The sequence below is a fragment of the Vibrio sp. 03-59-1 genome (assembly GCF_013114135.1).
Taxonomy (GTDB): Bacteria; Pseudomonadota; Gammaproteobacteria; order Enterobacterales; family Vibrionaceae; genus Vibrio; species Vibrio cortegadensis.
Map to the genome: position 1 here is coordinate 163,144 of NZ_VTYA01000007.1, position 25,689 is coordinate 188,832.

Annotated in this window: 21 protein-coding genes; 18 read left to right on the top strand and 3 right to left on the bottom strand. The window is 41.7% G+C overall.

Annotated features, from left to right (window positions below):
• Window positions 1-139: 139 nt before the first annotated feature.
• Window positions 140-730, bottom strand: a complete 591-nt coding sequence (locus F0249_RS09255; protein ID WP_171756474.1) for a CoA pyrophosphatase — start codon at window positions 728-730, stop codon at window positions 140-142.
• A 96-nt stretch (window positions 731-826) separates the two neighbouring features.
• Between F0249_RS09255 and F0249_RS09260 the strand changes: the two genes are divergently transcribed.
• Both F0249_RS09260 and F0249_RS09265 read left to right on the top strand, forming a co-directional pair.
• On the top strand, window positions 827-1,369 hold the full coding sequence (locus F0249_RS09260) for a heme NO-binding domain-containing protein (RefSeq protein ID WP_113797253.1): 543 nt from the start codon (window positions 827-829) through the stop codon (window positions 1,367-1,369).
• 5 nt (window positions 1,370-1,374) lie between these two features.
• Entirely contained in the window at window positions 1,375-3,087 is a 1,713-nt protein-coding gene (locus F0249_RS09265; protein WP_171756475.1) for an ATP-binding protein, read from the top strand.
• 38 nt (window positions 3,088-3,125) lie between these two features.
• Here F0249_RS09265 and pabB read toward each other — a convergent pair whose 3' ends face one another.
• The gene (gene pabB / locus F0249_RS09270) at window positions 3,126-4,529 is read right to left on the bottom strand and encodes an aminodeoxychorismate synthase component I (RefSeq protein WP_171756476.1); all 1,404 of its coding nucleotides are present in this window, start codon (window positions 4,527-4,529) and stop codon (window positions 3,126-3,128) included.
• Between the two features lie 215 nt (window positions 4,530-4,744).
• On the opposite strand from pabB, the gene F0249_RS09275 reads away from it, so the two are divergent.
• From F0249_RS09275 to F0249_RS09350, 16 genes are all read left to right on the top strand, one after another.
• Window positions 4,745-6,262, top strand: a complete 1,518-nt coding sequence (locus F0249_RS09275; protein WP_113797249.1) for a fumarate hydratase — start codon at window positions 4,745-4,747, stop codon at window positions 6,260-6,262.
• A gap of 107 nt (window positions 6,263-6,369) precedes the next feature.
• A complete protein-coding gene (locus tag F0249_RS09280) occupies window positions 6,370-6,555 on the top strand; it encodes a hypothetical protein (RefSeq protein ID WP_017053929.1) in 186 nt (61 codons plus the stop codon).
• Between the two features lie 127 nt (window positions 6,556-6,682).
• Entirely contained in the window at window positions 6,683-8,065 is a 1,383-nt protein-coding gene (locus F0249_RS09285) for a YcjX family protein (RefSeq protein WP_171756477.1), read from the top strand.
• On the top strand, window positions 8,062-9,123 hold the full coding sequence (locus F0249_RS09290; RefSeq protein WP_171756478.1) for a YcjF family protein: 1,062 nt from the start codon (window positions 8,062-8,064) through the stop codon (window positions 9,121-9,123). Before F0249_RS09285 ends, F0249_RS09290 begins: the two co-directional genes overlap by 4 nt.
• 111 nt (window positions 9,124-9,234) lie before the next feature.
• Window positions 9,235-10,779, top strand: a complete 1,545-nt coding sequence (gene tyrR, locus F0249_RS09295; RefSeq protein ID WP_171756479.1) for a transcriptional regulator TyrR — start codon at window positions 9,235-9,237, stop codon at window positions 10,777-10,779.
• Window positions 10,779-11,357: a GNAT family N-acetyltransferase gene (locus F0249_RS09300; RefSeq protein ID WP_171756480.1), complete on the top strand. Its 579-nt coding sequence runs from the start codon at window positions 10,779-10,781 to the stop codon at window positions 11,355-11,357. The genes tyrR and F0249_RS09300 overlap by 1 nt, the downstream gene beginning before the upstream one ends.
• Before the next feature lie 121 nt (window positions 11,358-11,478).
• Window positions 11,479-11,952 (top strand): DUF2947 domain-containing protein, encoded by a 474-nt coding sequence (locus tag F0249_RS09305; protein WP_171756481.1) that lies wholly within the window; start codon window positions 11,479-11,481, stop codon window positions 11,950-11,952.
• A gap of 550 nt (window positions 11,953-12,502) precedes the next feature.
• Window positions 12,503-13,921 (top strand): DASS family sodium-coupled anion symporter, encoded by a 1,419-nt coding sequence (locus tag F0249_RS09310; protein ID WP_017054266.1) that lies wholly within the window; start codon window positions 12,503-12,505, stop codon window positions 13,919-13,921.
• A gap of 97 nt (window positions 13,922-14,018) precedes the next feature.
• Window positions 14,019-15,359 (top strand): sensor histidine kinase, encoded by a 1,341-nt coding sequence (locus F0249_RS09315; protein ID WP_017054265.1) that lies wholly within the window; start codon window positions 14,019-14,021, stop codon window positions 15,357-15,359.
• Window positions 15,346-15,819: a response regulator gene (locus F0249_RS09320; RefSeq protein ID WP_113797234.1), complete on the top strand. Its 474-nt coding sequence runs from the start codon at window positions 15,346-15,348 to the stop codon at window positions 15,817-15,819. The genes F0249_RS09315 and F0249_RS09320 overlap by 14 nt, the downstream gene beginning before the upstream one ends.
• A 335-nt stretch (window positions 15,820-16,154) precedes the next feature.
• Window positions 16,155-16,724, top strand: a complete 570-nt coding sequence (locus F0249_RS09325) for an SLATT domain-containing protein (protein ID WP_171756482.1) — start codon at window positions 16,155-16,157, stop codon at window positions 16,722-16,724.
• A 44-nt stretch (window positions 16,725-16,768) separates the two neighbouring features.
• Window positions 16,769-16,990, top strand: coding sequence for a hypothetical protein (locus F0249_RS09330; protein ID WP_171756483.1), 222 nt, complete (start codon window positions 16,769-16,771; stop codon window positions 16,988-16,990).
• 273 nt (window positions 16,991-17,263) lie between these two features.
• On the top strand, window positions 17,264-17,845 hold the full coding sequence (locus F0249_RS09335) for a hypothetical protein (RefSeq protein WP_171756484.1): 582 nt from the start codon (window positions 17,264-17,266) through the stop codon (window positions 17,843-17,845).
• Window positions 17,846-17,940: 95 nt separating this feature from the next.
• Entirely contained in the window at window positions 17,941-19,347 is a 1,407-nt protein-coding gene (locus F0249_RS09340) for a hypothetical protein (RefSeq protein WP_171756485.1), read from the top strand.
• 528 nt (window positions 19,348-19,875) lie between these two features.
• Window positions 19,876-20,790 carry a toll/interleukin-1 receptor domain-containing protein gene (locus F0249_RS09345; protein ID WP_171756486.1) on the top strand — a complete coding sequence of 305 codons (915 nt, stop codon included), beginning with the start codon at window positions 19,876-19,878 and terminating at the stop codon, window positions 20,788-20,790.
• Between the two features lie 316 nt (window positions 20,791-21,106).
• Window positions 21,107-22,633 carry a YdiU family protein gene (locus F0249_RS09350; RefSeq protein WP_171756487.1) on the top strand — a complete coding sequence of 509 codons (1,527 nt, stop codon included), beginning with the start codon at window positions 21,107-21,109 and terminating at the stop codon, window positions 22,631-22,633.
• Between the two features lie 110 nt (window positions 22,634-22,743).
• Here F0249_RS09350 and F0249_RS09355 read toward each other — a convergent pair whose 3' ends face one another.
• Complete coding sequence (locus F0249_RS09355) at window positions 22,744-25,569, bottom strand: Hsp70 family protein (RefSeq protein WP_171756488.1); 2,826 nt, start codon at window positions 25,567-25,569, stop codon at window positions 22,744-22,746.
• Between the last annotated feature and the right edge of the window lie 120 nt (window positions 25,570-25,689).

Consider the following 25,689-nt stretch of genomic DNA (forward strand, 5'->3'; position numbering starts at 1 on the left):
AGGTTTAGTAATGCTTGGTATTAGTTTTTATAATGCTTGAGTGCTAATTGCTCGTCCGTATTTGTCGCAACCGTTTGCTATATTTAAAGGCAAATCAGACATGGCTTTTGAACAACACGTTAAATTAACAATTAATAAACTAGTGTGTAATTTGTTGCTGTAAAGATTGGATGATTTGAGCCGTCATTCCCCATATAAAATGCTGCTCATATGGAATGGCGAAAACTCGGTGAGGCTCATTTCGAATTGTAAATAAATGGCTAAATAGTTTAGACGTATCGAGTAAATGAGATGCCGGAACCTCAAATAGTGACTCGACTTCGTTAGGATCAATGTTAGCGGTATAACCTGAGTGAATGAAAGCGAGTACTGGAGTCACAGAAAATTGGCTTACGGTCGTAATTTCGGGCAATTGACCTAAAATCTCAATATGCTCTGCTGGAATACCAATCTCTTCACTGGTTTCTCTAACGGCAGTATCGAGCAGGGAGTTGTCATATTGTTCGTGTTTTCCGCCTGGAAAGCTGATTTGTCCGGGGTGATGTTTTAAATGCTGAGCGCGCTTCGTTAACACTATATTCAGTTGATTCTCTCGTTCAACAAAGCCTATTAGTACAGCGGCTTTTCTCAGTGTACGGGTATTAAGGTGTTCGACACGCTTGGTTGAGTCAGCATCATAGTCGACCAGTTGATGAAACTGAAAGTACTGAATCAAGGTCTTTTTATTCATTGGTTCACCACTTGAAGATTTGTTTTTGAATTGGATTGAAAAAAATGGTTCTATGAATCATGCTTTTAATTGATATTAACAAGAGTAGTTCAAATTATGAAAGGAATCATATTTACCGAATTTCTTGAATTAGTAGAGGATAAGTTCGGTCTTGATACATTGGATCAAGTACTGCAACTCTCTGCCGATGAAGGCGTGTATACCTCTGTTGGAAGTTATAACCACAAAGATTTAGTGACGCTTATTATCAACCTAAGTAAAATTACAGGCGTATCGGCTGAGGAGTTACAACGCGTTTTTGGCCAATCGGTATTCACAGATCTGTTGAACACACTCCCGCCAGAGGCCAGTTTGCTTCAATGCAATACCACTTTTCAGTTCATCCATCATGTTGAAGACTATATACACGTTGAAGTAAAAAAACTGTATCCGGATGCTCAACCCCCTCAATTCAATTTTATCAGTGAGACAAGTTCTGAGATGGTTATGGATTACCGCAGCGCTCGTTGTATGTCCCATGTCTGCCTCGGTTTAATCGAAGGTTGTGCTGCTCATTTTTCTGAGACGATTATCAGCCAAATGGAACCGTTAGACCCGTCGCAAAGCGTTGTTCGGTTTCACTTACGTATTGATGAGTAGAGAACATGCCAGAAAATTCTCCAATAGAGCGTAAGCTTAAGCGTGAAATAGCATCACGAAAAGAGGCGGAAAAGCTTTTAGAAAATAAAAGCTTAGAACTTTATGAGTTGAATGAAAAATTAGAGATAGCATTAAAAAGATTAGAAGCCACATCTGAATCCAATATCAAAAAGTTAGAGTTTGAAGAGCAGATAGATGCCTTGTTGATCAGTTTTAGTCGGGTTTTTATCTCTAGTGATTTGGATGCCGTAGTTTTAGCTAACTTTTTACAGCGATTAACTAACAACGCGGTGATTGAATCAAGCTACCTGTCTTTGACCAATAACGCTATGAGCGGCTTAAGCGCTTTGGAGTACGGCGATAAATCGATTCGAGAAGTGACTCAAGAAGTCATCGCCCAAGATGTTCCTCGTCCTCAGTGGATCGATAGGCAGTTATGTATTCCACTGGTCATTGAACACAACATCGTTGGCGTGATTGGTTTTGCGGTGAATGCAGAAATCAGCGATCGTGATTTCGTCGAAAAACAACTCGTGCTTGCTGGGGATTTGCTCTGTAGTGCGATTAGTCGCTCGATGATCATGAATCGTCATATTGAATCTAGACAACGCGCAGAAGAATCGGAACGTTCTACGCGTGATTTTGTAGCAATGATCAATCATGAACTGAGAACGCCACTCAATGGTTTACTCGGTAGTGCTGAATTACTGAGAGACACTCAACTCGATCAAATACAAACCGACTATATTGATAACCTTAGTCAATCTGGTGAGTTGCTTCGGGCGATTATCAATGACTTGCTTGATTTCAGTAAAATTGACGCAGGCATGATGGAGTTAATTCCTAAGAAGTTTCACTGGCAGCAATTGGAATCGACATTACAAGGTATTTTTAAACCCAAAGCAGCCGAGAAAAGAATTGTACTCAATATTGGCAGTGAAGGAAGAATGCCAACATGCTTCATCGGTGACTTAGAAAGGATCACGCAAGTTCTTGTGAATTTAGTCGGTAACGCTATTAAGTTTACTCATCAAGGTGAAGTCAAACTCCTCGCGGTATGGAGTGACGACCGCATTAATATTGAAGTAAAAGACTCAGGCATTGGTATTGCTCTTCAGCAACAAGAGAAGTTATTTGAACCCTTTACTCAAGCTGATCGATCAAGCAGCCGTCACTATGAAGGAACGGGCCTTGGGTTGGCTATTTGTAAACGGCTGGTTGATTTGATGGGAGGAGACATCTCCTTTACCAGTGAAATAAAGCAGGGCACTCGCTTTCAACTATCACTTCCTTTAACGGTCGCTCAGGAAGAGGTAATTGATACGCGAAACCCAGTTAAAGAATTGTGTGAGAAAGAGTTAAGTCAGCTAAACGTTTTGGTTGTGGACGATATTCGTATCAATCAGGTCATCATCAATCAAATGTTGAAGAAAATGGGCATTAAACCAACCGCCTGTATGAATGGAGTTGAAGCATTAAAAACGGTCGCTTGCCAGTCGTTCGATGTCATTTTTATGGATTGTCGAATGCCAGAAATGGACGGCTTTGAAGCAACAAAAAGGCTGCGTGAATTGGGTTACAATCTACCAATCTTAGCCTTGACCGCAGGCACTACACTGGAAGAGCGTGAAGAGTGTATTCAGTGTGGGATGGATGACATCCTGACCAAGCCTTATACCGCTGACGATCTTAAAGCCATGTTAGAGAAGTGGGGCTAACTTAAATTGCCCCACCTTCGGAATTTGCTCTTTGAGCTTTACTGGTCGGCATTGAGCTCAGTTAAAATCGGCAGAATTCGACATAGTTTGTCTAACGTTTCTTGATATTCGGAATCGCATTGGCTGTCTGCAACCACGCCACCTCCCGCCCATGCGTAAATCATATTATCTTCAGCGACCAAAGTTCGAATAGTAATACTGGTGTCCATTCTTCCATGGCGGCTGATATAACCAATGCTGCCGCAATACACAGAGCGTCTATGAGGTTCGAGTTCTTCAATGATTTGCATGGCTCGAATTTTCGGTGCGCCAGTAATCGAACCACCAGGGAAGCAGGCTCGTAATAGGTCAGCCGCTTGGTATTGAGCATCCAAATCTGCGCGAATGGTGCTCACTAAATGGTGGACCGCCGGAAAGCTTTCAATATCAAATAAATTAGGTACGTGCACCGTGCCGGGTTTGGCTACGCGACCAATGTCATTACGCAACAAGTCCACAATCATAAGGTTTTCTGCTTGGTCTTTTTCCGCATGGGCAAGATCATTCGCGTATTCACGATCAAGCTTTTCATCCTTAGAGCGAGGGCGAGTTCCCTTAATTGGTTTCGTTTCTATTTTCGTTTGGTTTAATTCTAAAAATCGCTCTGGAGATACGCTGATAATCGCTGCTTCATCGGTGCGAATAAAGGCAGAAAACGGTGCTAAGTTAAACGCTTCTAAACTCTGATAAGCATTCCATTCAGAGCCTAGATAAGGGGCACAGAAACGTTGGGCTAAATTGATTTGGTAGCAATCACCCGCGAGCAAGTAATTTTGAACGTGATGGAATTTTTCACTGTAAGTCGCTTTGGTCATATTTGACTGCCACGGTGCAGTTAATTTGAACGGAGATCGGTCAGAGGAGTCAGGTACCTGTTGGTTCAACCACTGCCAATGTTGCTCGACATTCAGTCCAATAACGTAAGCTTTACTCTCTTTGTGATCGACGATAACCGCCCATTCATATAGACCTACAGCCATATCCGCACAATCAATATCTTGTACTGCTATGCTATCGACACTTTCGACTCGTCTGCCCAAGTCGTAACTAAAGTAACCCAGCGCACCACCCACAAATGGCACATCAAGCTCACAGCTTTGTGAAGGCAACAAAAGGTTTTGATAGTGGCTAAGGAGTGAAAATGGGTCATCCGTCGATTGAATGGTTTCGTTTGAAGAATAGCCTTGGTCTAATCGCTGAACCTCAGTGATCTCACCTTTGGTTTTCAGTGTCGCAATCGGCTGGGCGACTAAGATGTCAAACCGACTATCAATATGCTCAGTTGAGGCAGAACGTAGCAGCATTGCCCAAGGTTGAGCCTCAATGAGAGAAAACAACTGCTTAGCAAGATCGGGCTGATAGGTAATCGTCTTTATTTGGATTTGGTGCGTTTCGTTATTCATTTGTTTAATTTGTGACAAAGAGTTCAATCACTGCATGGCTTGTGAAGGAAAGCAAGAGTATCATAAAATCATATCAAAGGTGCTACTTCGTTGATTCCTCATACATAAGTCAACTGTATCTATCTGTTCAGATGTATTGACAATAAATAGCTCAACATAATGAGAATTTAACAAGTGGTATTATTAGGAAGCAGAACTATTAAAAGAGGCATGCAATGACGGTTATTCGCAAGCAAGATGTGATCAGCAGTGTCGCTGACGCACTTCAATATATTTCTTATTACCACCCTCTAGACTTTGTCCAAGCACTAGAAAAAGCCTATGAGAAAGAAGAGAGCCAAGCAGCAAAGGATGCGATTGCTCAAATCTTGATTAATTCCCGTATGTCAGCAGAAGGGCACCGCCCAATTTGCCAAGATACAGGTATTGTGACTTGTTTCGTCAATATCGGCATGGACGTAACATGGGAAACCACCGATCTTACTGTCCAACAAATGGTTGATGAAGGTGTTCGTCAAGCATACCTCAATCCAGATAACCCATTGAGAGCCTCTGTCTTAATGGATCCTGCGGGCAAGCGTATCAACACCAAAGACAATACTCCGGCGGTTGTTCATATCAATATGGTGCCGGGTGACAAAGTAGAAATTCAAATCGCGGCAAAAGGCGGCGGTAGCGAAAACAAAACCAAAATGGTGATGCTAAACCCATCGGATGACATTGCTGAGTGGGTGGAAAAAACCTTACCTACAATGGGAGCGGGTTGGTGTCCACCGGGCATGTTAGGCATAGGTATTGGCGGTACGGCTGAAAAAGCAGCAGTATTGGCAAAAGAATCTCTGATGGAACATATCGATATTCATGAACTCATTGAACGTGGACCTCAAAATGCAGAAGAAGAGCTGCGTTTAGATATCTTTGATCGCGTGAATAAACTGGGAATTGGTGCTCAAGGCTTGGGCGGTTTAACCACCGTAGTCGATGTTAAGATCAAAACTGCCCCGACTCACGCTGCTTCAAAACCTGTGTGTTTGATTCCGAACTGTGCTGCTACTCGTCACGTTCATTTCACTCTCGATGGTTCCGGCCCTGCCGAGTTAACGCCACCAAAACTTGAAGAGTGGCCAGACATCACTTGGGAAGCAGGCGCAAATACTCGACGTGTAAATCTTGATGAAGTAACAAAAGAGGACGTACAAGAGTGGAAAACGGGTGAAACCGTGCTCTTGTCAGGCAAAATCTTAACGGGTCGAGATGCTGCTCATAAGCGCATTCAAGGCATGCTAGAAAGTGGAGAAGGTTTACCTGAAGGTGTCGACTTCAAAGGTAAGTTTATCTACTACGTAGGTCCTGTAGATGCAGTCGGTGATGAAGCTGTGGGTCCTGCTGGTCCTACAACGTCAACACGAATGGATAAATTTACCGATATGATGCTTAATGAAACGGGTATCATGGGTATGATAGGCAAAGCAGAACGCGGGCCTGCAACCGTTGAGTCGATTAAAGATCATAAAGCGGTCTATTTAATGGCAGTCGGCGGTGCGGCTTATCTGGTTGCTAAAGCGATTAAGAAAGCGCGTGTGGTTGCTTTTGAAGATTTGGGTATGGAAGCGATTTACGAATTTGAAGTTGAAGATATGCCTGTGACCGTAGCCGTTGATTCAACGGGCGCGAATGCACACCAAATTGGCCCAGATACATGGAAAGTTAAAATCGCTGAAGCCAACGCATAACGTTTTAATTAGGAGTCGGTTTGATGTCTGAGTCTGGCTCCTAATTCGTTTTCCTCAAGGGCTATTGCTTTTTCAGCCTTTATTCACAACAAAAGTCAGGAGCTTTTATGACTCGTTTTATTCAATTCGTTCAGCTAGCGGTACTGATCATTATCAGTGCGTTTGTTGGATATGATTTGATTCTTCATGGTATTTCAATATTCAACGATAAATACATTACTATTGCTCTGGTATTGGCTGGGCTGCTTGAGATTGCACTTTTTGTGATTTATAAATTGATCGAAGAAGACTAGCGGATTTTTGCTGTAAACTGGTAGAAACGACTATAAAGCCTCTGATTTTTTCGGAGGCTTTTTCGTTCATCTAGCATTAATGTTTGATATTGCATACTCTTAGCGAATAATTACTGGAGTATGTTGAATGAAAAGATTAACCCAAGAGATGAATGATTTGATCCATCGCGGAATGGACTCCCATTTACGCATAGCGGTAACTGGCTTGTCTAGAGCGGGTAAAACGGCATTTATCACTTCAATGGTTAATCAGCTATTGCATACTTCTACGCATCAAAACTTACCATTACTGTCAGCTGCTCGTGACGGGCGTTTAATTGGTGCTAAGCGTGTACCACAAACCAATATGATGATCCCCCGTTTTGCTTATGATGACGCGATGGAATCACTACATGCAACGCCTCCTGCATGGCCATCACCAACCCGAGATGTCAGTGAAATCCGCTTAGCGTTGAAATATGCACCGGAGAAACGCAGTAAGAAATTACTGGGTAAATCCGCGACGTTACATTTAGATATTGTCGATTATCCGGGTGAATGGCTACTGGATTTACCTTTGCTCGATATGAACTTTGAAGAGTGGAGCCAAACGCAATATGAGGCTTTGAAAGGTCGTCGTAAAGATTTAGCCCAGAATTGGCTCACACAGCTTGAAGCATTTTCAGCACAAGATGAAGCCAACGAAAAACAGCTTGCTGAAATTTCAGAGAGTTACACCTCTTATTTGCATGCTTGTAAAGGTATCGGTTTGCATTGGGTACAACCTGGGCGGTTTGTCCTTCCAGGAGAATTAGAAGGTGCGCCAGTGCTGCAATTTTTTCCGTTGCAACTTAGCGAAGAAGAGCAGGGCAAGGTTAGCAAAACAAGTCAATATGCGATGCTTAAAGCGCGTTATGAAGAGTATCAACAGAAAGTCGTGAAAGCATTTTATAAACATCACTTTTCAACATTTGATCGTCAAATCGTTTTGGTGGATTGCTTACAACCACTAAATGCAGGGGCCGATTCATTTCATGATATGCGCCATGCGTTAGAGCAGTTAATGAAAAGCTTCCGATACGGGCGCAGTAACATGCTCAAGCGTCTCTTTTCGCCAAGGATTGATAAAATATTGTTTGCCGCTACCAAGGCCGATCACGTAACACCAGAACAGCACCCTAACTTAGTGTCGTTGTTACAACAGATGGTACACCCAGCGTGGCAAAATGCAGCGTTTGAACATATTGATATGAGCTGTATGAGCATTGCATCGGTGCAAGCGACCTCGACAGGTTTTATCTCATCAGGCCAAACCAACGTTCCAGCTTTACAAGGAACCACGGTAGACGGCGTTCCAATGACCATGTTCCCGGGTGATGTACCTAAAAAATTACCTAATAGCGCATTTTGGGACACGAATGGTTTTGAATTTACCAGCTTTAGACCAATGGAATCGAGCTCTGATGAACCCTGTAAGCATCTAAGACTGGATAAAGCTTTAGAGTATTTGATTGGAGATAAATTGAAATGATTGAGTTAAAAACGAAGCAAGTCTTTGATCAACCTTTGGGTTCAGTAGAAAAAGAGCAAGAGTCAGCGGACTCATCCTCTTCCCCAGAACTGAACGCTCAGTTGCAATTTGAATCAGCGGAAACCTTCATCCCAACAACGGTTGAGGATAATGAAAACGAGTCGCTAATAGAAAGCGAAGATCAATTAGAGCGTGTTATAAGACCAAGTAAAACACGCAGTTGGATTGCAACAACATTAGTTTCGGCATTTTCAGGGCTTGTCGCTTGGCAGGCCATTGATACGGTCATCGTCGCGATTCAAACCGCCGATTGGTTGGCATTAGGTTGGGCGTCATTCATTGCGGGTATTGCCTCTTTGGGTTTAGGAGCCATCGGCAAAGAGCTATGGAAGCTACGTAAACTTAAAGCTCATTTCAGTATTCAAGAACAGAGCGAAACTTTACTGGCCAGTGATAGCGTCGGCAAAGGAAAAAGTTTTTGTCAGTCGTTAGCGAAAGAGGGAGGCATTGCAACGGAGAGCCCAGCTTACGATAAATGGATAAACAGTATTAACCCCGCGCACAGTGATGCAGAAGTTCTCGACATGTACGATGCCATGGTAGTGGCTCAACAAGATAAGCAGGCGACCAAATTAGTGTCTCAGCTCTCAGGTGAGGCGGCGTTATTGGTGGCGATCAGCCCACTGGCGGTTGCTGATATGCTACTTGTAGCTTGGCGAAACTTTAAGATGATCGACAAATTAGCGGATATCTATGGTGTTGAGCTAGGTTATTGGTCGCGAGTGAAACTGTTCAAATTGGTTCTGATCAATATGGCGGCAGCGGGCGCGAGTGAGTTGGCTGTTGATGCAAGTATGGATCTGCTGTCTATGGATTTAGCGGGAAAAGTTTCGGCACGCGCGGGTCAAGGTATCGGTGTCGGAATCCTAACAGCAAGGCTAGGGATCAAAGCAATGTCACTGCTTCGACCAATCCCATGGAAAAAAGATCGAGCTGTACGTTTATCAACCATCCGCAAGCAAATCGTGAATAAGGTGCAAACTGTTGGTATAAAATAAGAGAAAAAGCCGCCTCTGTTATGAAAACAGGGGCTTGATGGCTTGACGACACACAGAGCTTAATTCACACTACTGTCAACATTTCCTGACACCTCTACTTAGGATTACTCTGTGCGTTTAGAAGTTTCTTGTGAAGATCGACTTGGTTTAACCCGTGAGCTACTTGATATTTTAGCGACGAAAAGCATTGATTTACGAGGAATCGAAATCGATGTGACGGGAATCATCTACCTAAATTGCCCAGACATTGATTTTGATACTTTTAGTGAATTGATGACAGAAATACGCAGAATTACAGGCGTAAAAGATGTCAAAAAGATTCAATTCATGCCAAGTGAACGACATAACACTGAGCTGATCGCCTTATTGGCAAACTTACCTGATCCTGTTTTAGCGATTGATCTGAAAGGGTCCGTTGATATGGCAAACCATGCGGCATTGAAGCTGTTTGCAAAAACAGAAACGGAAATGCTTGGCGAATTTATCTCAACTCTCATCCCAAGCTTCAACTTCTCTCGTTGGATTGAAGGTAATATTGCAAGACAGCGCCAAACAATCGTTCTAGGTGGCCTGGATTACAATCTCGAAATCATGCCTGTTTATCTCAGCAGCGATTCAAATGAGTCAATGCTAGCCAGTGCGGTAATGACGATTCGCTCTGGGTTGCAGAGTCAAACGATCAATGAAACCTTACCTGAACAGAATAACTTAGGCTTCGAGCATTTCGTTGGAATTTCAAACCGTCACAAAGCCTTGATGAGTCAATCGAAAAAACTGGCGATGCTTGATCAACCTCTGCTGATCGAAGGCGAAACCGGTACCGGAAAAGAGATGCTTGCCAAAGCGTGCCATAACCGCTCCAACCGTTCTTCATGCCCATTCTTGGTATTGAGCTGCGCTTCTATGCCTGATGATGTTGCTGAAACGGAACTGTTTGGGCATGCGCCGGGCTCGTTTAACCATGAACAAGGCCATAAAGGCATCTTTGAACAGGCGAATGGCGGCACCGTATTCCTCGATGAAATTGGGGAAATGAGCCCACATTTGCAAATCAAGTTACTGCGTTTCTTGCAAGATGGTACATTCCGCCGTGTCGGTGAAGAGCTTGAGGTGCATGTTGATGTCCGCATCATCGCTTCTACAAGGCATAAATTGGCCGATTTAGCCGAAGCGGGCACTTTCCGTGAAGATCTATTCTATCGCCTGAATGTGCTTACATTATCGATACCAGCGCTGCGTGAACGTTCGAATGATATTGCGCCTTTGCTGGAACTTTTTGCAGCAAAATACGCCCAGCAGTTAGGAATGGTTAAACCCGATATTGCCCATGAGCTGATTGAGCAGCTTGCTAATTATCAATGGCCTGGAAACATGCGCCAACTCGATAACATGGCACTTCGAGCGCTCACAGAGATGTCTGGGGATACATTAAGCATTGAGCACTTTAACCTTCCTCAAATGGATCCTGTAAGTTCCAATGTAGCGTCACTGAATATTGATGGTTCGCTTGATGACATTATGAAAGATTACGAATCACAAATTTTAGAGCGCCTGTATCAATCTTTTCCATCAAGTCGTAAGTTAGCGAAGCGTTTGAATGTATCGCATACGTCAATTGCCAATAAACTACGTGATTATGGCATTAGGAAGAGCTAATGGATGATCTCAGCTCTACGTTTCAGTTGCATAAAAATGATGGTGAGATTCTTTTAAGAACCGCTCTGCCGACCGATGCGACTTTAATCAGCAATTATTTTATCAAAAATCGAGAGCATCTTCGTGGCTGGGAACCCAAGCGAGAAGCGGCATTTTTTACTGTTCAAGGTTGGGCTCAAAAGCTCATTAAGTTGCATGAACTGCACAAAATGGGCTTAGGTTATTACTGCTTAATTACCGACGCCAAAACGGAAGAGATGTTAGGGACGATCTCCTTCAGTAACCTGTCTCGATTTCCGTTTCACGCATGCAATGTCGGTTACTCTCTCGATGCGAATAATCAAGGTCGTGGGATCATGAGAAAGTCCCTAAAAATGGCTTGTGACTATATGTTCGATGTTCAGAATATGCATCGAATAATGGCAGGTTACATGCCACGCAATCAACGCAGTGAAGCGGTTTTACAACAACTGGGATTCACACGCGAAGGGTTTGCAAAAGATTATTTGTTAATTAATGACAAGTGGGAAGACCATAACCTGATGTCATTAATTAACCCTAATTGGCGCGCTGAATAATTGCTATCGCACGCCAGTATTGAACCAATTTAAAGGCCTATCTATTGGATATGGCACATAGCACATTACTTAAAGATGCTATGAATATGGCACTATAAAGCCGAATAAATGAGGAATTTTGATGTCTTACACAACTTTGGATGAATACCAAAGAAAATGGATTTTTACTCATCAATCAATGCCCGTTCCTGAAGAGGATTTAGCGTTGATCAAGCCTATGACTCAATCTAGAGCAGCGCAGTTCTGGAAAGAGAATATTAGCCCACAGAGTCCCGATGCGGAAAGGTTCAGCTCACAAGACTGGCCAAGTAAAGACTCAAACTGGTCTGATAAAGTAGATTGGATGTTTGCATGGGAATCCGATGAGGCAGATTTACCAGAAGGCGTTGAAGCTCATATTGATTGGCAAGATGATGTGACCGTGTACTTCTGCTATGAAAAATACAATATCTTGGAAACCAAGTGGTCAATATTCAAGAAGCATTGGAAAAACTTTTTATTCTATGATGATGGCCCAATTCTCCTCGGTCGCCGAAGAAATGAAGCCTTGTGGTTCGATTCTAAAGGTAAAGTAAGATTAGGTGAACGTACGTAACTTTATGACTCAAATGACCAACAGTTGAATGATATTAATATGCCGAGCCCATTGTGGTTCGGTTTTTTTTGGATTCATTTTTAAGCGTTAACCCTCCCTTAACTCTCCCTTACCCCCCCCCAATTGGTAATCTTATCCCCATCAGATCTGGAACAAACAACAAATTGGAATACTGCTCAACACTCTAACCAAGAGATCGTCGGCGGTCGTGAGGTTTTCTTAAATTTCAATGTCAAAGACAAGAGTGATCAAAACTGCGATCAAAGTTGAAGATTTTCTCGTTTGACTGTAAATAGAACTATCATAGGTTGCCAATATGTTTCTCGTGAGTTGCTTTTGTGTAACTTGCTGTTTTTACTCAGAACATCGACGAGTTGCAACGTCACATACTGAATAAATAATGTTACCGAAACTTATATTATTTGATCTCACGCTAAACATCTTTCATATGGACTGCAACATAATAGAGATATTGGATGTCATGAGCCTCCCGTAATTGTGAGTGAGCTTGGCATCTGAATCTATTAATCTCAGGAAGAGCAGCCGTATTATGCGCCAATACACCAAGTATATAATCCCACTTTTAATTCCTTTTATTATTCTAGTGTTACCGCTTTCCGCTTTCCCTTTTGAGGGAATGACGATCATACAGCAACGAGTCATTGCAATATTTTTGCTTGCGGCTTTATGTTGGGTATTCGAACCAATCCCTATTTACGCCACGTCGGTGGTGATTATTGTGCTTGAGCTTTTGATGCTATCGAACAAAGGCATTTTCTTTTTCAGATTAGAAGAAGGGCAACCCCATTTCGGTGAATTGCTAAAGTACAACGAAATAATGGCAACCTTTGCCAGCCCCATCATCATGCTTTTCTTAGGTGGTTTCTTCTTGGCGATGGCGGCAACCAAATATCGTTTAGATGTGAATTTAGCAAGAGTACTATTGCGTCCGTTTGGTCACGACCCTAAATTTGTCATGCTTGGATTGATGCTGATCACAGGCATTTTCTCAATGTTTATGTCGAATACTGCTACGACGGCAATGATGCTCTCAATTTTAACACCAGTCATCGCGCTGTTCGGGCCAAAAGATCCAGGAAGAATTGCGTTTGCTCTCTGTATTCCTGTTGCTGCTAATATTGGTGGTATCGGAACGCCGATCGGAACGCCTCCAAATGCGATTGCCTTGAAATATCTAGTCGGCGATAACCTAATCACGTTCGGAGAGTGGATGGTGTTTGGGGTTCCATTCGTGGTGATTATGATGACTCTTGCATGGTTTCTGATTTGCCACTTGTTTAAAGCAGAGCAACAAAGCATTGAACTAAACATTAAGGGCAAGTTCCTTAAAACACCGAAAGCAATTTTGGTTTATATCACTTTCGCGACCACCATCATTCTCTGGTTAATGGGCTCGGCTCACGGAATGAACTCTTACACCGTAGCGCTTATCCCCGTCGCGATATTCTCGCTTACTGGCATTATCAATAAAGAAGATCTGAAGAAGATATCTTGGGATGTGTTGTGGCTCGTTTCTGGTGGTATTGCTCTTGGGTTAGCATTAGATCAAACAGGGCTCGCGAGGTTGATTGTGAATAGCATACCTTTCGATGAATATTCACCTTATGTTGTGCTATTTGGTGCGGCATTCCTCTGCTTAGCGATGGCGAATTTCATGTCGCACACCGCAACGGCCAACTTGTTGATGCCGATAATGGCTGCTTTAGGATCTTCTATGGCCTCTTTAACGCCACTTGGTGGTGAGATTACATTGATTCTTGTTGTGACCTTTGCTGCTTCACTTGGAATGTCGTTGCCAATTAGTACGCCACCGAATGCGTTGGCACATGCTACGGGTCATGTACAAAGCAATCACATGGCAAAAATAGGTGTAATTCTTGGTGTAACAGGGGTTCTACTAAGCTTCATTATGGTTTGGATCCTCCATGCTGTTGGTCATATTGGTTAATGTATCTCCTTACGTCTAAGTGCGTTTATACCAAAGCGCGTTTATGCCAAAGTGGGCTTATGCCTAAGAGTGTCTGACCAAGTAGTTGAGATAGGTTATGTACGAAATTAAATTAGATCGGTTAATCGATGCCTATTTTTGTAATTCTGAGCGTCGACTTATCGTCAATAGTGGAGACGTTATCATCCATCAAGATGGGCATAACGAGCGCCTCTATTATGTTTGCAAAGGTGAGTTAGAAGGTTTTTTCCAAGAAGAAGGTTCCAACAAACAAACCCATATTTTTACGGCCACAGAGAAAGCATTTATTGGTGTACATAGTTTCTTTTCTGGTAGTTGGGTGGCTTCATCCACAGTCCGAGCCAAAACCGATGTGGAATTGGCTTGGATAGACAGAGATACCGAAGAAGTTGAGCCTGAGACTTTTGGATCGCTTAGTGCTCAGTTTGCTCCTGTTATTGTGGACGAACTTTCTCGGCGACAGCGCAGAGCGACACAAGAAGCGGTAGAAAAAGAGAAGGCACTGCAGAAGCTAAATACTGCGGAGCAAATGACCACATTAGGTCAGTTAGCCGCAGGTATCGCTCATGAACTGAATAATGCGATTGGTGTGGTGAGCAGTAAATCAGAAAGGCTGGAAGATGTGGTGATCCAGTTACTCGAAGAGGTTCACCCAGAGGCGAGTGGCTTTTTTGATTATGGATTGGTGCATGGACAAAATAGTGCTTCGTCCGATGTAAGAAAACGAGGCAAACACTTTGAGCAACAATATGGTTTGAGCAAAAGCCTCGCAAAAGATCTCGCTCGCGCAGTGCCAGAAGATGTGTTGTCGTCACATTGGTTAAGTAACCCTGAGCAGGCGGTTAAATATTGGCAAATTGGACGAGATTTGCATGATATGCGGTTAGCTACGCGTCATACCGTTGGAATCGTTAAATCGGTGAAGCAACTTGGCCGTGCCGATGTGCAAACCGAAGAGCTGTTTGATGTGAACGATAGCATCAACAAAGCGGTGTCATTGCTACAAAGTGACCTACGGCGTGTCTCAGTACGAATGAGCCCAGCGGCTTTACCTCGTTTTAAAGGTTCATCGACGGAGTTAGTTCAAGTCTGGGCAAACTTAATGAAGAACGCCTGTGATGCAATGAACCATACTGATGAGCCTGAAATTGATATACAAACGCGAGTCAGTAACCAAAAAATATTAATCACGATTTCAAACAATGGGCCTGAAATCGATGAAGTTACACGTAGAAAAATTTTCCAACCAAATTTCACTACTAAAAAGGGTGGCTTGTCATTTGGTTTGGGGTTAGGGCTATCGATTGTTAAACGAATAGTCAGCGGATACGGTGGCACAATTGCAGTAAAAAGCGATTCGAGCCGAACAATTTTTAGAATTAAATTACCAATTGAGGGCGATTATGGAGAAGCTTAACCTAATTTGTGTGGACGACCAGCGTGAAGTCCTGAGTGCAGTTCTGCAAGATTTAGATTCCCTTTCAAATTGGATAAATATTGAAGATTGTGAATCGGCAGCAGAAGTACTTGAGTTGATGGATGATCTCGATGCATCTGGTGAGTTTATCGCATTGATCATTTCAGATCATGTTATGCCGGGTCAAACGGGCGTCGAATTACTGAGCGAAATTTCACAAGATAGTCGTTTCAAAGAGACGAAGAAGATACTGCTCACCGGGCAGGCGACGCATTCAGACACCATAACTGCCATTAATTCGGCAGGTATCAATCAATATTTTGAAAAACCTTGGAGCGGTAAAACGCTGGTGGATACCGCAAGAACCTTAATCACCGAATACATATTTGATAAAGGTTTTGATTACACTGATTACCAAGAAAATTTAGATCAGAATGTCGTGTTAGCTCGACTGCGTTAATACCATCAAAGCCAACCTTCCGATGAAGCGTTGGCTTTGCTTTATGGTGAATCCAAATTGTGCGCGGAGAACAAATCAATTGTGGACTGGCTAGCTCAGATCTGCCCCTTTGCGAGTTTCGAGTGTTGTCCATCAGTTGGTTTTGTTATGGCTCTTACTCATGACTACATAGTGCAATGATAGTATATGAGCGTGCAGATCGACATTTTCCGAAATAGTTCAAACTGATTTGCGCAACAAAGTCAATTGCATGCATGGTTTTATGATGCTATCCATATCAAATAAATTAAGTATCAAATAAAATGATTTTTTTGAATTCAACTTTTTAGACAGTGATGCAAGAAACTAACCTCAACGATAATGATTTTGTAGTACCTGAGCTTATCTGCGTACTTAATTCTTGGCTAAACCGCTGTAGAGAAGCTCGTGATGGCCACTACAAAAGAGCTGAAACCCTCTTTGATAGAGCGCAGTTTCTTGGTTATTTGCTCATATACTCAACTGTTTTTGTTACAGTGTTCTCGTTTTTTTCTCTCAATACACAAGAAGTGCTTTTTTGGGGAATCACTAAACAGCATATAGTGGTGCTAGTTGGTTGTATCGCGGCAGTTATTTCTGGACTAGTTACGCAAGCAAGATATGGAGAAAGAGCTGAGATTCATAGATCATCTGGTGCCCGTTACGCAAATCTAGCACGTACAATCGAAGCTCTTCAGATAAAAATTAATACAGGGCTTATCAATAAGTGTGATATCGAAATCCAGTTTAATTCGATCATTTTAGAGTGGAATAATTTGTCAGAGGACTCATTGTTAACTCCACACAATGAAAGTAAACCGAAGCTAATATTTCATGGTTTGTTTGCATTATTTTTTGCTGTAATATTTTTTATTATTGCTGTTTAATAAAATACATAAACTATTGACTTCGTATTAAAGGAAAATGATTTATGCACAGTAGAGCTTTAGATTTGTACGATGAAAGCCAAAAAACGCATGATAATAGATTGTCATCAAAACTACTTCCCCAGTCTTTATTGTACGATCCATTATCTATGAATACATTGATTGAAATGGCATCATTTTTCAAGAATATAGGGCTTCTTCACCCACATAAAGTGTATATGGAGCGTGCAGGTTTAATCACGGAAGGTAAAAAAAAGGCAATCTAGCAGAACTTCATGAGTTAGCTAATCATTATGTAAAGACAAATGAATTAATTTTTGCTGCTAGGACTTATTCGGATATATTACTTATAGATTCAAAATGTAGCTTTACATGGCACAATTTAGCATCAATATTTTATATGTTTGATATATATGAAGCAGCGTTATTTTATGCAAATAAATCTATTTTATTAGAACCAGAAAACCCTGATATATGGTCAGTTTATTGGAAAGCTGTAAATAAATCATGGGATTTTATTAAAGCATAACGAATATTTTATGAATGATTTTATCAATGATAGATTTGAAATTTTCCCTATCATTGATACAGATTTCCTTATTGGAGCTATGCCACAGTTGAAGTACATAAAAAGATTACAAAAACATGGGGGAATATATTTCCGACCAACAAAATATTTTAGAGATTTGGATGACAACGATTCAAGGAAAGATATTGATGAAAATAAACCTAACAAGTTTGACTTTATACCTGGGAATGAAAGTCTAACATTAGAAAATGAGTTAAAAGAATTCAAGTTAGGAAGTGAATCAATCGTTATTGATGCAACTAATGGTAGCCTTACACTTTCAAGTGTGGGTTGTGAAATGGGTGGAAATGATAGTATTTATTGTTTTTCATTTGTTTCAGAAAATAATTATTTAACTTTCATCAAAGATTATGATTATGGAGAGTTTGGTAATTATGCTCTAGTTATAACTGATGTTCTTGAATTAAAAAGAAGGGTGTTTAAGGTACTTATTGAAAAAGGTAAATCTGATGTTCATGGTGGAAAGATAACCTGCATGACGAAAAAATTTATGTTGGATCACTTGAAGATATTTCAGAAATTGTCGAAGTAAAAAAATTAAAAAACTGGATTGTTGAAAATTTCTCGAAATCAAAATATATTTATTTTAATGAACGTTTCTCTATTAAATAATGAAAGGTATATCAATTGGATATTAAAGAAAATAAAAAAATCACTTATCTATTTGGAGCTGGTGCGAGTGCTAATCGTGTTCCTTTAGTTTCTGGTATTCAAGGAGCCTTTGAAAACTTTTATGTACATCAAACAATTTCGTTTTTAATGTATGGATGCGCTACAGGAACAAGTGAACGATTCGAACGATTAATCCACGAAGTCTACCAAAATAGAAGTAGTGAGTTGCTTGGGCTAATCGAATGGTATTGTTTAAAAGCTGCTCCAGATCATCAACGAAATTCATTTGGTGGAGATAAGTTTCTTGCGGAACGACTTGAAAAAAAATTCGAAATCAAGATTAAAAATGGCTTTCAGAGTGTATTTCGAACTATAAGACAATCAAAAAAAGAAGGCAATACTATTAATGATTGGGATGTTATCCACGCTATTTTGTTTGAAAACTGGGTTACCCCAACAGTTGGTCGTGGCTATTTTTTGCATAAAATATTAACATTAGTCTTGAAATCGGCACATTTACCTTTTCATTCATTGGTTGTATTTATCAATCAAGAACTTGCTGATGAGCAACTGCACAAAAACACCCAATACATTGAGTATTTTAAGCAAGTTTTTCCTGATGTAAATTTTGTGGTTCAAACTCTTGATTCATCAAAAGATAAAACATTTGACGAAACTTGTAAGTATTTCTATCAAAAAAATGAAAAAGAAAATCTTGATCGCATGAAACGCAGTTTAGAACTGATGTTTTTGCATCTACAGAATATTACTTATTACAGAGACATTAATGACATTGGTAATCGTTTTAGTTTTGCAGACCCAAGATATGATGTTTTCTTTAAAAAAGTAGGTTTTGATCTATTAGATTCTGGTCAGTTATGTCTTTTGAGTTGGAATTATGACCATCAAATAGAGCTATCAGACATTAATGATATAAGATATAAATCCATTATTCCATCTAGTATCGAAGATGGTGATGGAGATATTACTTTTTTCAAATTGAATGGTTCATTGGCTTTAACTAAAGAAGATATATCTTCAATCGAGCATGACGGTATTGATACAATTGAGTTTATACTTGAACAAAAGCTATCTCAAATAAAAAAAGATCAACCCCATATCTCTTTTTCATTTGAACGACCTAAACAATTGGAAAATGTACTACCAAAATTACGAGATACTCAAACCTTAGTTGCAATCGGATACAGTTTTCCAAAAGATAATTTTGAAACAGATAAGACCATATTGGAAAGCATGAAAAATTTAACTGATATCTACATTCAATTGCCTAAAAATGATTGCGATAGAGTGATTGAAAAGTTAAAAAACGAATACCTTATCGACACGGATGTAAATTTTGAACCTGTCACAGATTTGAGTGAGTTTTATATAGTTAATAGAACTGAGTCAGCCAAAAGCTAGTTCTTCACGCGCGGTAATCATCAACATCAAATGAAGCGAATATTTGATGTTGAAAAGTTCTTTTGAGAAACGATTTATGGCTAAAAATTCACCTTATCTGCACCGCTTGGTGTCTTTTCTCGGTTGTGTGTATTGAAAAATTCAGCTTTATGATCATGATTATCGAAGGCGTTTGATAAAATGAGGATAATGCTAATTTGCTCTGCCCCCCCAAAGCCGAAAGCTGGATATCAAGTGAATCGCTGCCCCATACCTGTCCAGAGACGTTTCAGCGAGTGCCATAACTCGCCTTTGCCCCTTTTCGGGCTAGGGAGTGTGATTGTTTGGGCTGCATCGGTATATGTTCAAACTAATAAATCGTAATCCGAAGGTGGTAGCAGTTTGATGGAACTGCGCTTATTGTCATTAGTCTGAGTAGCTTTTAAATTCTCTTTTTGTTTACTATTGCATTTTTGATAAGATCTGGACTTTTCAAGTAAAATATTGCATTTAAACAATGTGTCACGAACATAAGGAAAACACATTCAAATGAAAACGGATTTATTTATTTCATACGCTTGGACGTCAAATGAGCATAAAGAGTGGGTTCACTTACTCGCAAGCCAACTTCATTTAATGGGTTACACGGTGAAAATTGACGAATCCGTCGACTATGGTTCAAGTTTAAGTGGCTTCATGCAAGAAGTAACCGATGCTTCTCATGTACTTTTAGTTGTTGATGAAAATTATGTCGAACGTGCAGACAATGCCCCAACATCAGGAGTAGGTATTGAGACTGAATGGATAAGCAGTGTTTTTGAAAGTAAACCAAACACATGGCTGTCCGTTCTTTTTGTTAAAAACCCTAACTGCAGATTGCCTAATTGGCTAGAAGCTAAAAGTCCTAAAGGTTTTGATTTTAATTCAAACCCCGATGCAAGGAGATATCCAGGATCAACCCAGATAGACGCAGTATGGCGGTGGATTGAAGGACTTCCCGCAGACAAACAACATGCGATGCCTCTCTCGGTCGTTCACAAACGAGCAGCACGACTTGAGCGGATTGATGTTATGAAAGACTCTGGTAATTATGCAAACCCAGCTCTAAATGGGCGTGTAACTTTTCGCTATCGAGAGCATTCAGGTTATACCGTTGGAAATGGTGAGTACCAGTTCAAGATTCATTTCAGTGGATGTTCCGAAAATAAAGTCTATGTATACACTGACGGTGGCCTTAAAGCTGTGGGGCTAATAACAACTTCAAACTTTACCCCATCAACAGTTGATTCTTTTCTAACGCCCGGTCGAACAATCACCCCTACTGTCGGACAAAAAGCCGTGATCTTGAATAGTGAGGGTGCTCTCTGTATTTTGACTATCGAAGAAGTCCAACATGAAATAAATACTGAACAGTATGTACCCGAGCATGTAACTTTCACTTATGACATTTTAGTTGATCAATAGCGGGATCATTTAGCTCATTTGTTCCTAGCTTGTGTAGTGGGTAAGTGAAATTGGCCACTACACTAGAGGTTTTGTTATACACCAAGTAATTCATTAAACGCTAATTTAGTAGTTTCTATAACTCAGTTATGTCCAAAATATTGCTAGAAAAAGAGCAAACCATATTGCCCTCGACAACAAAAACACCTTTAGTTCATTTAGTGGAACAAAAAATTGTGTGCTAAGTGCGCTTCATCTTCTCCGGTCATCTAACTCTGTTGCTCTACAGGCTTACTACCAGTAAGGTGTCAGCATCAATGACAAAAGGAACCTTGCCATGCCAACGGATAAAACAGATCTTGCCTCAAGTGGGGGTAACTCAAATACCGATTCTTCTGTACAGATCCACTTTGATAATAGCTACTTCAATGAGCTGTGTGGTTTTTATCAATCTCAAGATGCTGAACTTGCGCCATCTCCGTCACTGATTAAATTTAATTATGCGCTTGCCCGCTCGTTAAATATTGATGCTCAATCAGCGAATGATGAGCAATTAGCCAATATCTTTTCTGGTAATCAAAAGCTTGAGGGATCAAAGCCATTAGCTCAAGCCTATGCTGGCCACCAATTTGGTCATTATAACCCTCAGCTAGGTGATGGCCGTGCTTTGCTGCTTGGTGAGGTGATTGATCGTGAAGGTAAAAGACGCGATATACAGTTAAAAGGTTCAGGACGAACACCATTCTCGCGTTCTGGGGATGGCAAAGCGGCGCTTGGTCCTGTCTTACGCGAGTATCTTGTGTCTGAAGCGATGCATGCGTTGAATATTCCGACAACACGCGCTCTCGCTGCGGTGATCACTGGGGAACAGATATGGCGGAATCAGGCCGCAATTGGGGCGATTGTCACTCGTACGGCATCCAGTCATATTCGGGTTGGTACGTTTCAATATTTTGCTGCTAACGGAGAGCAAGACAAAGTTAAGCAGCTAGCCGATTACGTTATTGAACGCCACTACCCACAGGCAAAGCAGACGGATTCCCCGTATTTAACTTTACTCACGCTCATCTGTGAACAACAAGCAAAACTTGTTTCTAAATGGCAGTTGGTTGGCTTTATTCATGGCGTCATGAATACCGATAATACGACAATTTCGGGCGAAACTATTGATTATGGGCCGTGTGCATTTATGGACAGTTATGACCCCAATACGGTATTTAGCTCTATAGATTCGCAAGGTCGATATGCTTACGCTAATCAACCTCATATTGCGCAGTGGAATCTTGCTCGTCTCGCTGAAACTCTGCTTCCACTTATCTCTGACGATGAAGAAGAGTCGGTCGAACTCGCCACTAACGCATTGCAGCACTATATGGCCTGTTATCAGGAATTATGGCTGGTGGGAATGCGCGCTAAACTGGGGTTGAAAGATCAAGAAGAGGGCGATCTTGAGCTTGTTCAAGAGTTACTAAGTTTACTCAATGAGCAAGATGTCGATTTCACACAGTTTTTCCGTTCTTTGTCGCAAGTGGTAAGCGGTGAGAAAAACGAAACCGAGAAACTAATTAAGCAAACTGAAGAATGGACTGCTTGGAACAATAAATGGCACCAGCGGCTCGATAGAAATCCGATCTCACCTGCCGAGAGAGCTGAGCTGATGGACCGTCATAATCCTGTTTATATTCCAAGAAACCATAAGGTCGAAGAGGTGATTCTTGCGGCAGAACAAAATAATGATTTTCGGCCTTTTGAACGTCTACTCAAGGTACTAGAGAATCCATTTAAGGTTCAGCCAGGTTGTGAAGAGTTCGCACAACCCGCACCAAGTGATTTTGGGCCTTATAGAACCTTCTGCGGAACATAGAAGTTTCAGTCAGGGGTTTGTTTTCGTTTGAAATGAATTAGACATAAACAAAAAGCGCAAAGTGGTGGTTTACTTTGCGCTTTTATTTTGAAGAACAGTAAGTTTTAGCTTTAATCTTTAATCAAAGATAACCCACTTGGAAGCGCATCGCCAAAGACGCGTTTCGATTCACTTTCCGACAACTCTTTTACGGTATCAACCAGTTCAATCCAAGAATCAGGTACTTTACTCGATTTGAGTTTGGTTAAAACCTGCTCTCGATAGTCGTCCGAAATATCGAATAAGCGATCGCCTGTTTTGCGACAAATCATTACCGTTGCAAAAGCCACCATAGGCTCTTTGTTCCAGTTTTGATCGAGTAATTTCGGTAGCCATTGCTCAGCCTGTTCACGAGGAATAACGTTATGCTGACTGCCATAAAGTGGCGTTCGAGAAGCAAGACGACCTAATGCCCACCAATGCGCTTGAGGGTATTGTGGCTGATTGATCGCTTTACTTAAAAACCATGTCGAAAGTAGTACTTTATCTTCAACTTCCAGATGCTCAAGCGAGGCGGCTAAGCGCACCATCGCTTCATATCCTTTATCTTGAGCGGCTTTGGCTGATGCTGGGTTTTTCATTGCTCCGGGGTGAAGATATTTTGCAATATCAGCAAGGATAGTCTCTTGCTGCTCTTGGTTTAATCCACCCGCAATACGACGCCAAAATACCCACCAATCGCTCCAGCCTTGGTGATTTTCAAATTGAATGTTTTGCTGATAAAGCATCCAAACTTGCTCAATACGCCATGCATCGGTTGGATCACCAAAACCCGGACGCAGAGAGTAACCTGCGAGTCTTAACCAGTTTTTTTCATGCTGCTCTGAACGACGACGGCGCTTACGACCTTGCGAGAAAGTATCGAACAATTGACGTAAAGTGACAAAATCCCACTCTTCACGTTTACCTAAGCGTTTTTCTAACTCTTTAGCGAGCGTTTTGATCTCTTTCGAATCGGCACTTTTTTTGTTGCCACTGTATAAACGTGAGATTAGCTCTTTGCACTCTGGGAGGCGAGGGTGTAAATCTTGTTTCTGCTGTTCATCACTCTGTTTATTTCGAACTTCAAATTCAAGGTTCCAGCGTTTGCTCTCATCTTCGCAGCTTACGCATTCCATTTTCAAAGTGCCGACTTCGGTGAGTTGACACGCAAGTTGCACTTCCACTCGATCTTTTTGGTTGGCGTGAAGATCGACAGCATCGCCTTCAAGGGTCGAGATATAAGGTGGCAGCGGCGTAAACAGGTCAGCGTCGACTTTAACCACTGCTCCATTTTTCACTATACCTTGCTCCGCTGAAAGAACATCGTGCGTGGATGTGAGCAAATTAAATTTAACGGGTTCTCCAAGAGTCAGAGAGAAACGACGGCCTGAAAGTCGAATTTCATGTCCCTCTTCGGTTCCTTTTGCAAGAAGGCAAAGTGCATTGCCCATCTTGTTTTTCTCTTGAAGATGCAGGAAGTAAGAGCGCGCAGCGCCACCACCAATTTTAAGTTGAGCACCACGTCGAGCTTTACCAAACGCAACCGCGCCCAGTGCCACAGACCAGTCTGGATGTGGATTATCCAAAACCGTTACGGGTTCGCCTCGCCAATTTTCTAGTAACTGAGTAATCCGAGAGGTAACCAGTTCACTGTTGAACACACCACCATTAAGTAATAGGCCAACAGGTATCGCAGCCTTGTCTTGATTCTCAGAGATTGAATCGAGTGAGGCTAGTGCTGCTTGAGAGACTTGCTGGTGCTGAGTTAAGAATTCAGCCACATGTTTACTCACCGCAGGATCGGCCACATAAGGGAGGCCGAACTCTACAACGGCGCTGCGGCGTTTATCCGGCACTTGGTCAAAATCAGTGAGAGGGAAGAATCCATCTAGTGCTATTTGGTGCACTTCCTGCTTCGTTAGACTGACACTTTTTGTGCCACCTAATAGTTTCGAACCACTGCCGAGCATGGTGATTTTAACTTCGTCAGGTGCACCTGTAGAGAGTAAACCTTCTTTGGCTTTACGTGTCTGCTGAATCAGTTTTGTTAAGCTCGATGCATTGAGTTTCTTGCTTTGATTGAAACGCTGTTCAGCAAGGTGAGCCAAGGCTAAATCAAGGTTGTCACCACCAAGCATTAAGTGTTCGCCAACACCAATTCGGTCAAGCCCTAGTTCATCGTCTGAGAATTTGGCTTCGATTAAACTCAAGTCGGTCGTACCGCCACCTACATCACAGACAAGAATCAATGGCAGTTGAGCGAGCTCTTGTGTCGCACTTGTTTGGTGTCTTGCATACCAGTCATAACAAACGGCTTGAGGCTCTTCAAGAAGCACGATTTTGCTTAAACCTGCGATGTTTGCCGCTTCTAACGTTAATTTACGAGCGGTTTCATCAAATGAAGCCGGAACAGTAACGACAACGTCTTGATCCTCAAGTTTGTTACTCGGATTGCGATAGTTCCACGCTTGGCGAATGTGGTTAAGGTAACTGGCACTCGCAATAACAGGGGAGACTTTATCGACGTCTGCCGCGCCTGCCCAGGGTAAAATTTCAGAACGACGATCAACCGCTTGATGAGAAAGCCAACTCTTGGCACTTGATACTTGGCGGCCTTCGACTTTTGCGCCCAGTTCTCTTGCCCATTCGCCAACAATAGCGTTACTGATATCACCTGAAACTGGACTATGTTCCCAAGGTAGAGTTAAGTCCGATGCTGAAATTTGACCTTGTGCGGGATGATAGCGAAACGAAGGTAATAATGGTTTTCTTACGACTTCTCCCGGGCCGACAAGTTGGTCGATGTCGAAAAGAGAAACAGGGGAGTGCTGTAGATCATCGGTGATTTCACAAAATGCGACAACGGTGTTGGTTGTACCTAAATCGATTCCGACAAGAAAACGAGGAGATGCCATGAAGAACCTCTCTGATAATGAGCGAGATATACGCTCATGAAACTTAGATGAATGTAAAGTATATCAATTTAAGAGCGAATTAAATGAGATACTTAGAAAAACGGCACCCATAAGGATGCC

Coding starts and splice junctions, on each gene's coding strand:
- pabB (WP_171756476.1), bottom strand. CDS start 4,529: ATGAATAACGAAACGCACCAAATCCAAATAAAGACGATTACCTATCAG.
- F0249_RS09290 (WP_171756478.1), top strand. CDS start 8,062: ATGATTGAGTTAAAAACGAAGCAAGTCTTTGATCAACCTTTGGGTTCA.
- F0249_RS09305 (WP_171756481.1), top strand. CDS start 11,479: ATGTCTTACACAACTTTGGATGAATACCAAAGAAAATGGATTTTTACT.
- F0249_RS09285 (WP_171756477.1), top strand. CDS start 6,683: ATGAAAAGATTAACCCAAGAGATGAATGATTTGATCCATCGCGGAATG.
- F0249_RS09275 (WP_113797249.1), top strand. CDS start 4,745: ATGACGGTTATTCGCAAGCAAGATGTGATCAGCAGTGTCGCTGACGCA.
- F0249_RS09265 (WP_171756475.1), top strand. CDS start 1,375: ATGCCAGAAAATTCTCCAATAGAGCGTAAGCTTAAGCGTGAAATAGCA.
- F0249_RS09335 (WP_171756484.1), top strand. CDS start 17,264: ATGAATGATTTTATCAATGATAGATTTGAAATTTTCCCTATCATTGAT.
- F0249_RS09280 (WP_017053929.1), top strand. CDS start 6,370: ATGACTCGTTTTATTCAATTCGTTCAGCTAGCGGTACTGATCATTATC.
- F0249_RS09325 (WP_171756482.1), top strand. CDS start 16,155: ATGCAAGAAACTAACCTCAACGATAATGATTTTGTAGTACCTGAGCTT.
- F0249_RS09255 (WP_171756474.1), bottom strand. CDS start 730: ATGAATAAAAAGACCTTGATTCAGTACTTTCAGTTTCATCAACTGGTC.
- F0249_RS09345 (WP_171756486.1), top strand. CDS start 19,876: ATGAAAACGGATTTATTTATTTCATACGCTTGGACGTCAAATGAGCAT.
- F0249_RS09300 (WP_171756480.1), top strand. CDS start 10,779: ATGGATGATCTCAGCTCTACGTTTCAGTTGCATAAAAATGATGGTGAG.
- F0249_RS09315 (WP_017054265.1), top strand. CDS start 14,019: ATGTACGAAATTAAATTAGATCGGTTAATCGATGCCTATTTTTGTAAT.
- F0249_RS09310 (WP_017054266.1), top strand. CDS start 12,503: ATGCGCCAATACACCAAGTATATAATCCCACTTTTAATTCCTTTTATT.
- F0249_RS09320 (WP_113797234.1), top strand. CDS start 15,346: ATGGAGAAGCTTAACCTAATTTGTGTGGACGACCAGCGTGAAGTCCTG.
- F0249_RS09350 (WP_171756487.1), top strand. CDS start 21,107: ATGCCAACGGATAAAACAGATCTTGCCTCAAGTGGGGGTAACTCAAAT.
- F0249_RS09355 (WP_171756488.1), bottom strand. CDS start 25,569: ATGGCATCTCCTCGTTTTCTTGTCGGAATCGATTTAGGTACAACCAAC.
- F0249_RS09330 (WP_171756483.1), top strand. CDS start 16,769: ATGCACAGTAGAGCTTTAGATTTGTACGATGAAAGCCAAAAAACGCAT.
- F0249_RS09260 (WP_113797253.1), top strand. CDS start 827: ATGAAAGGAATCATATTTACCGAATTTCTTGAATTAGTAGAGGATAAG.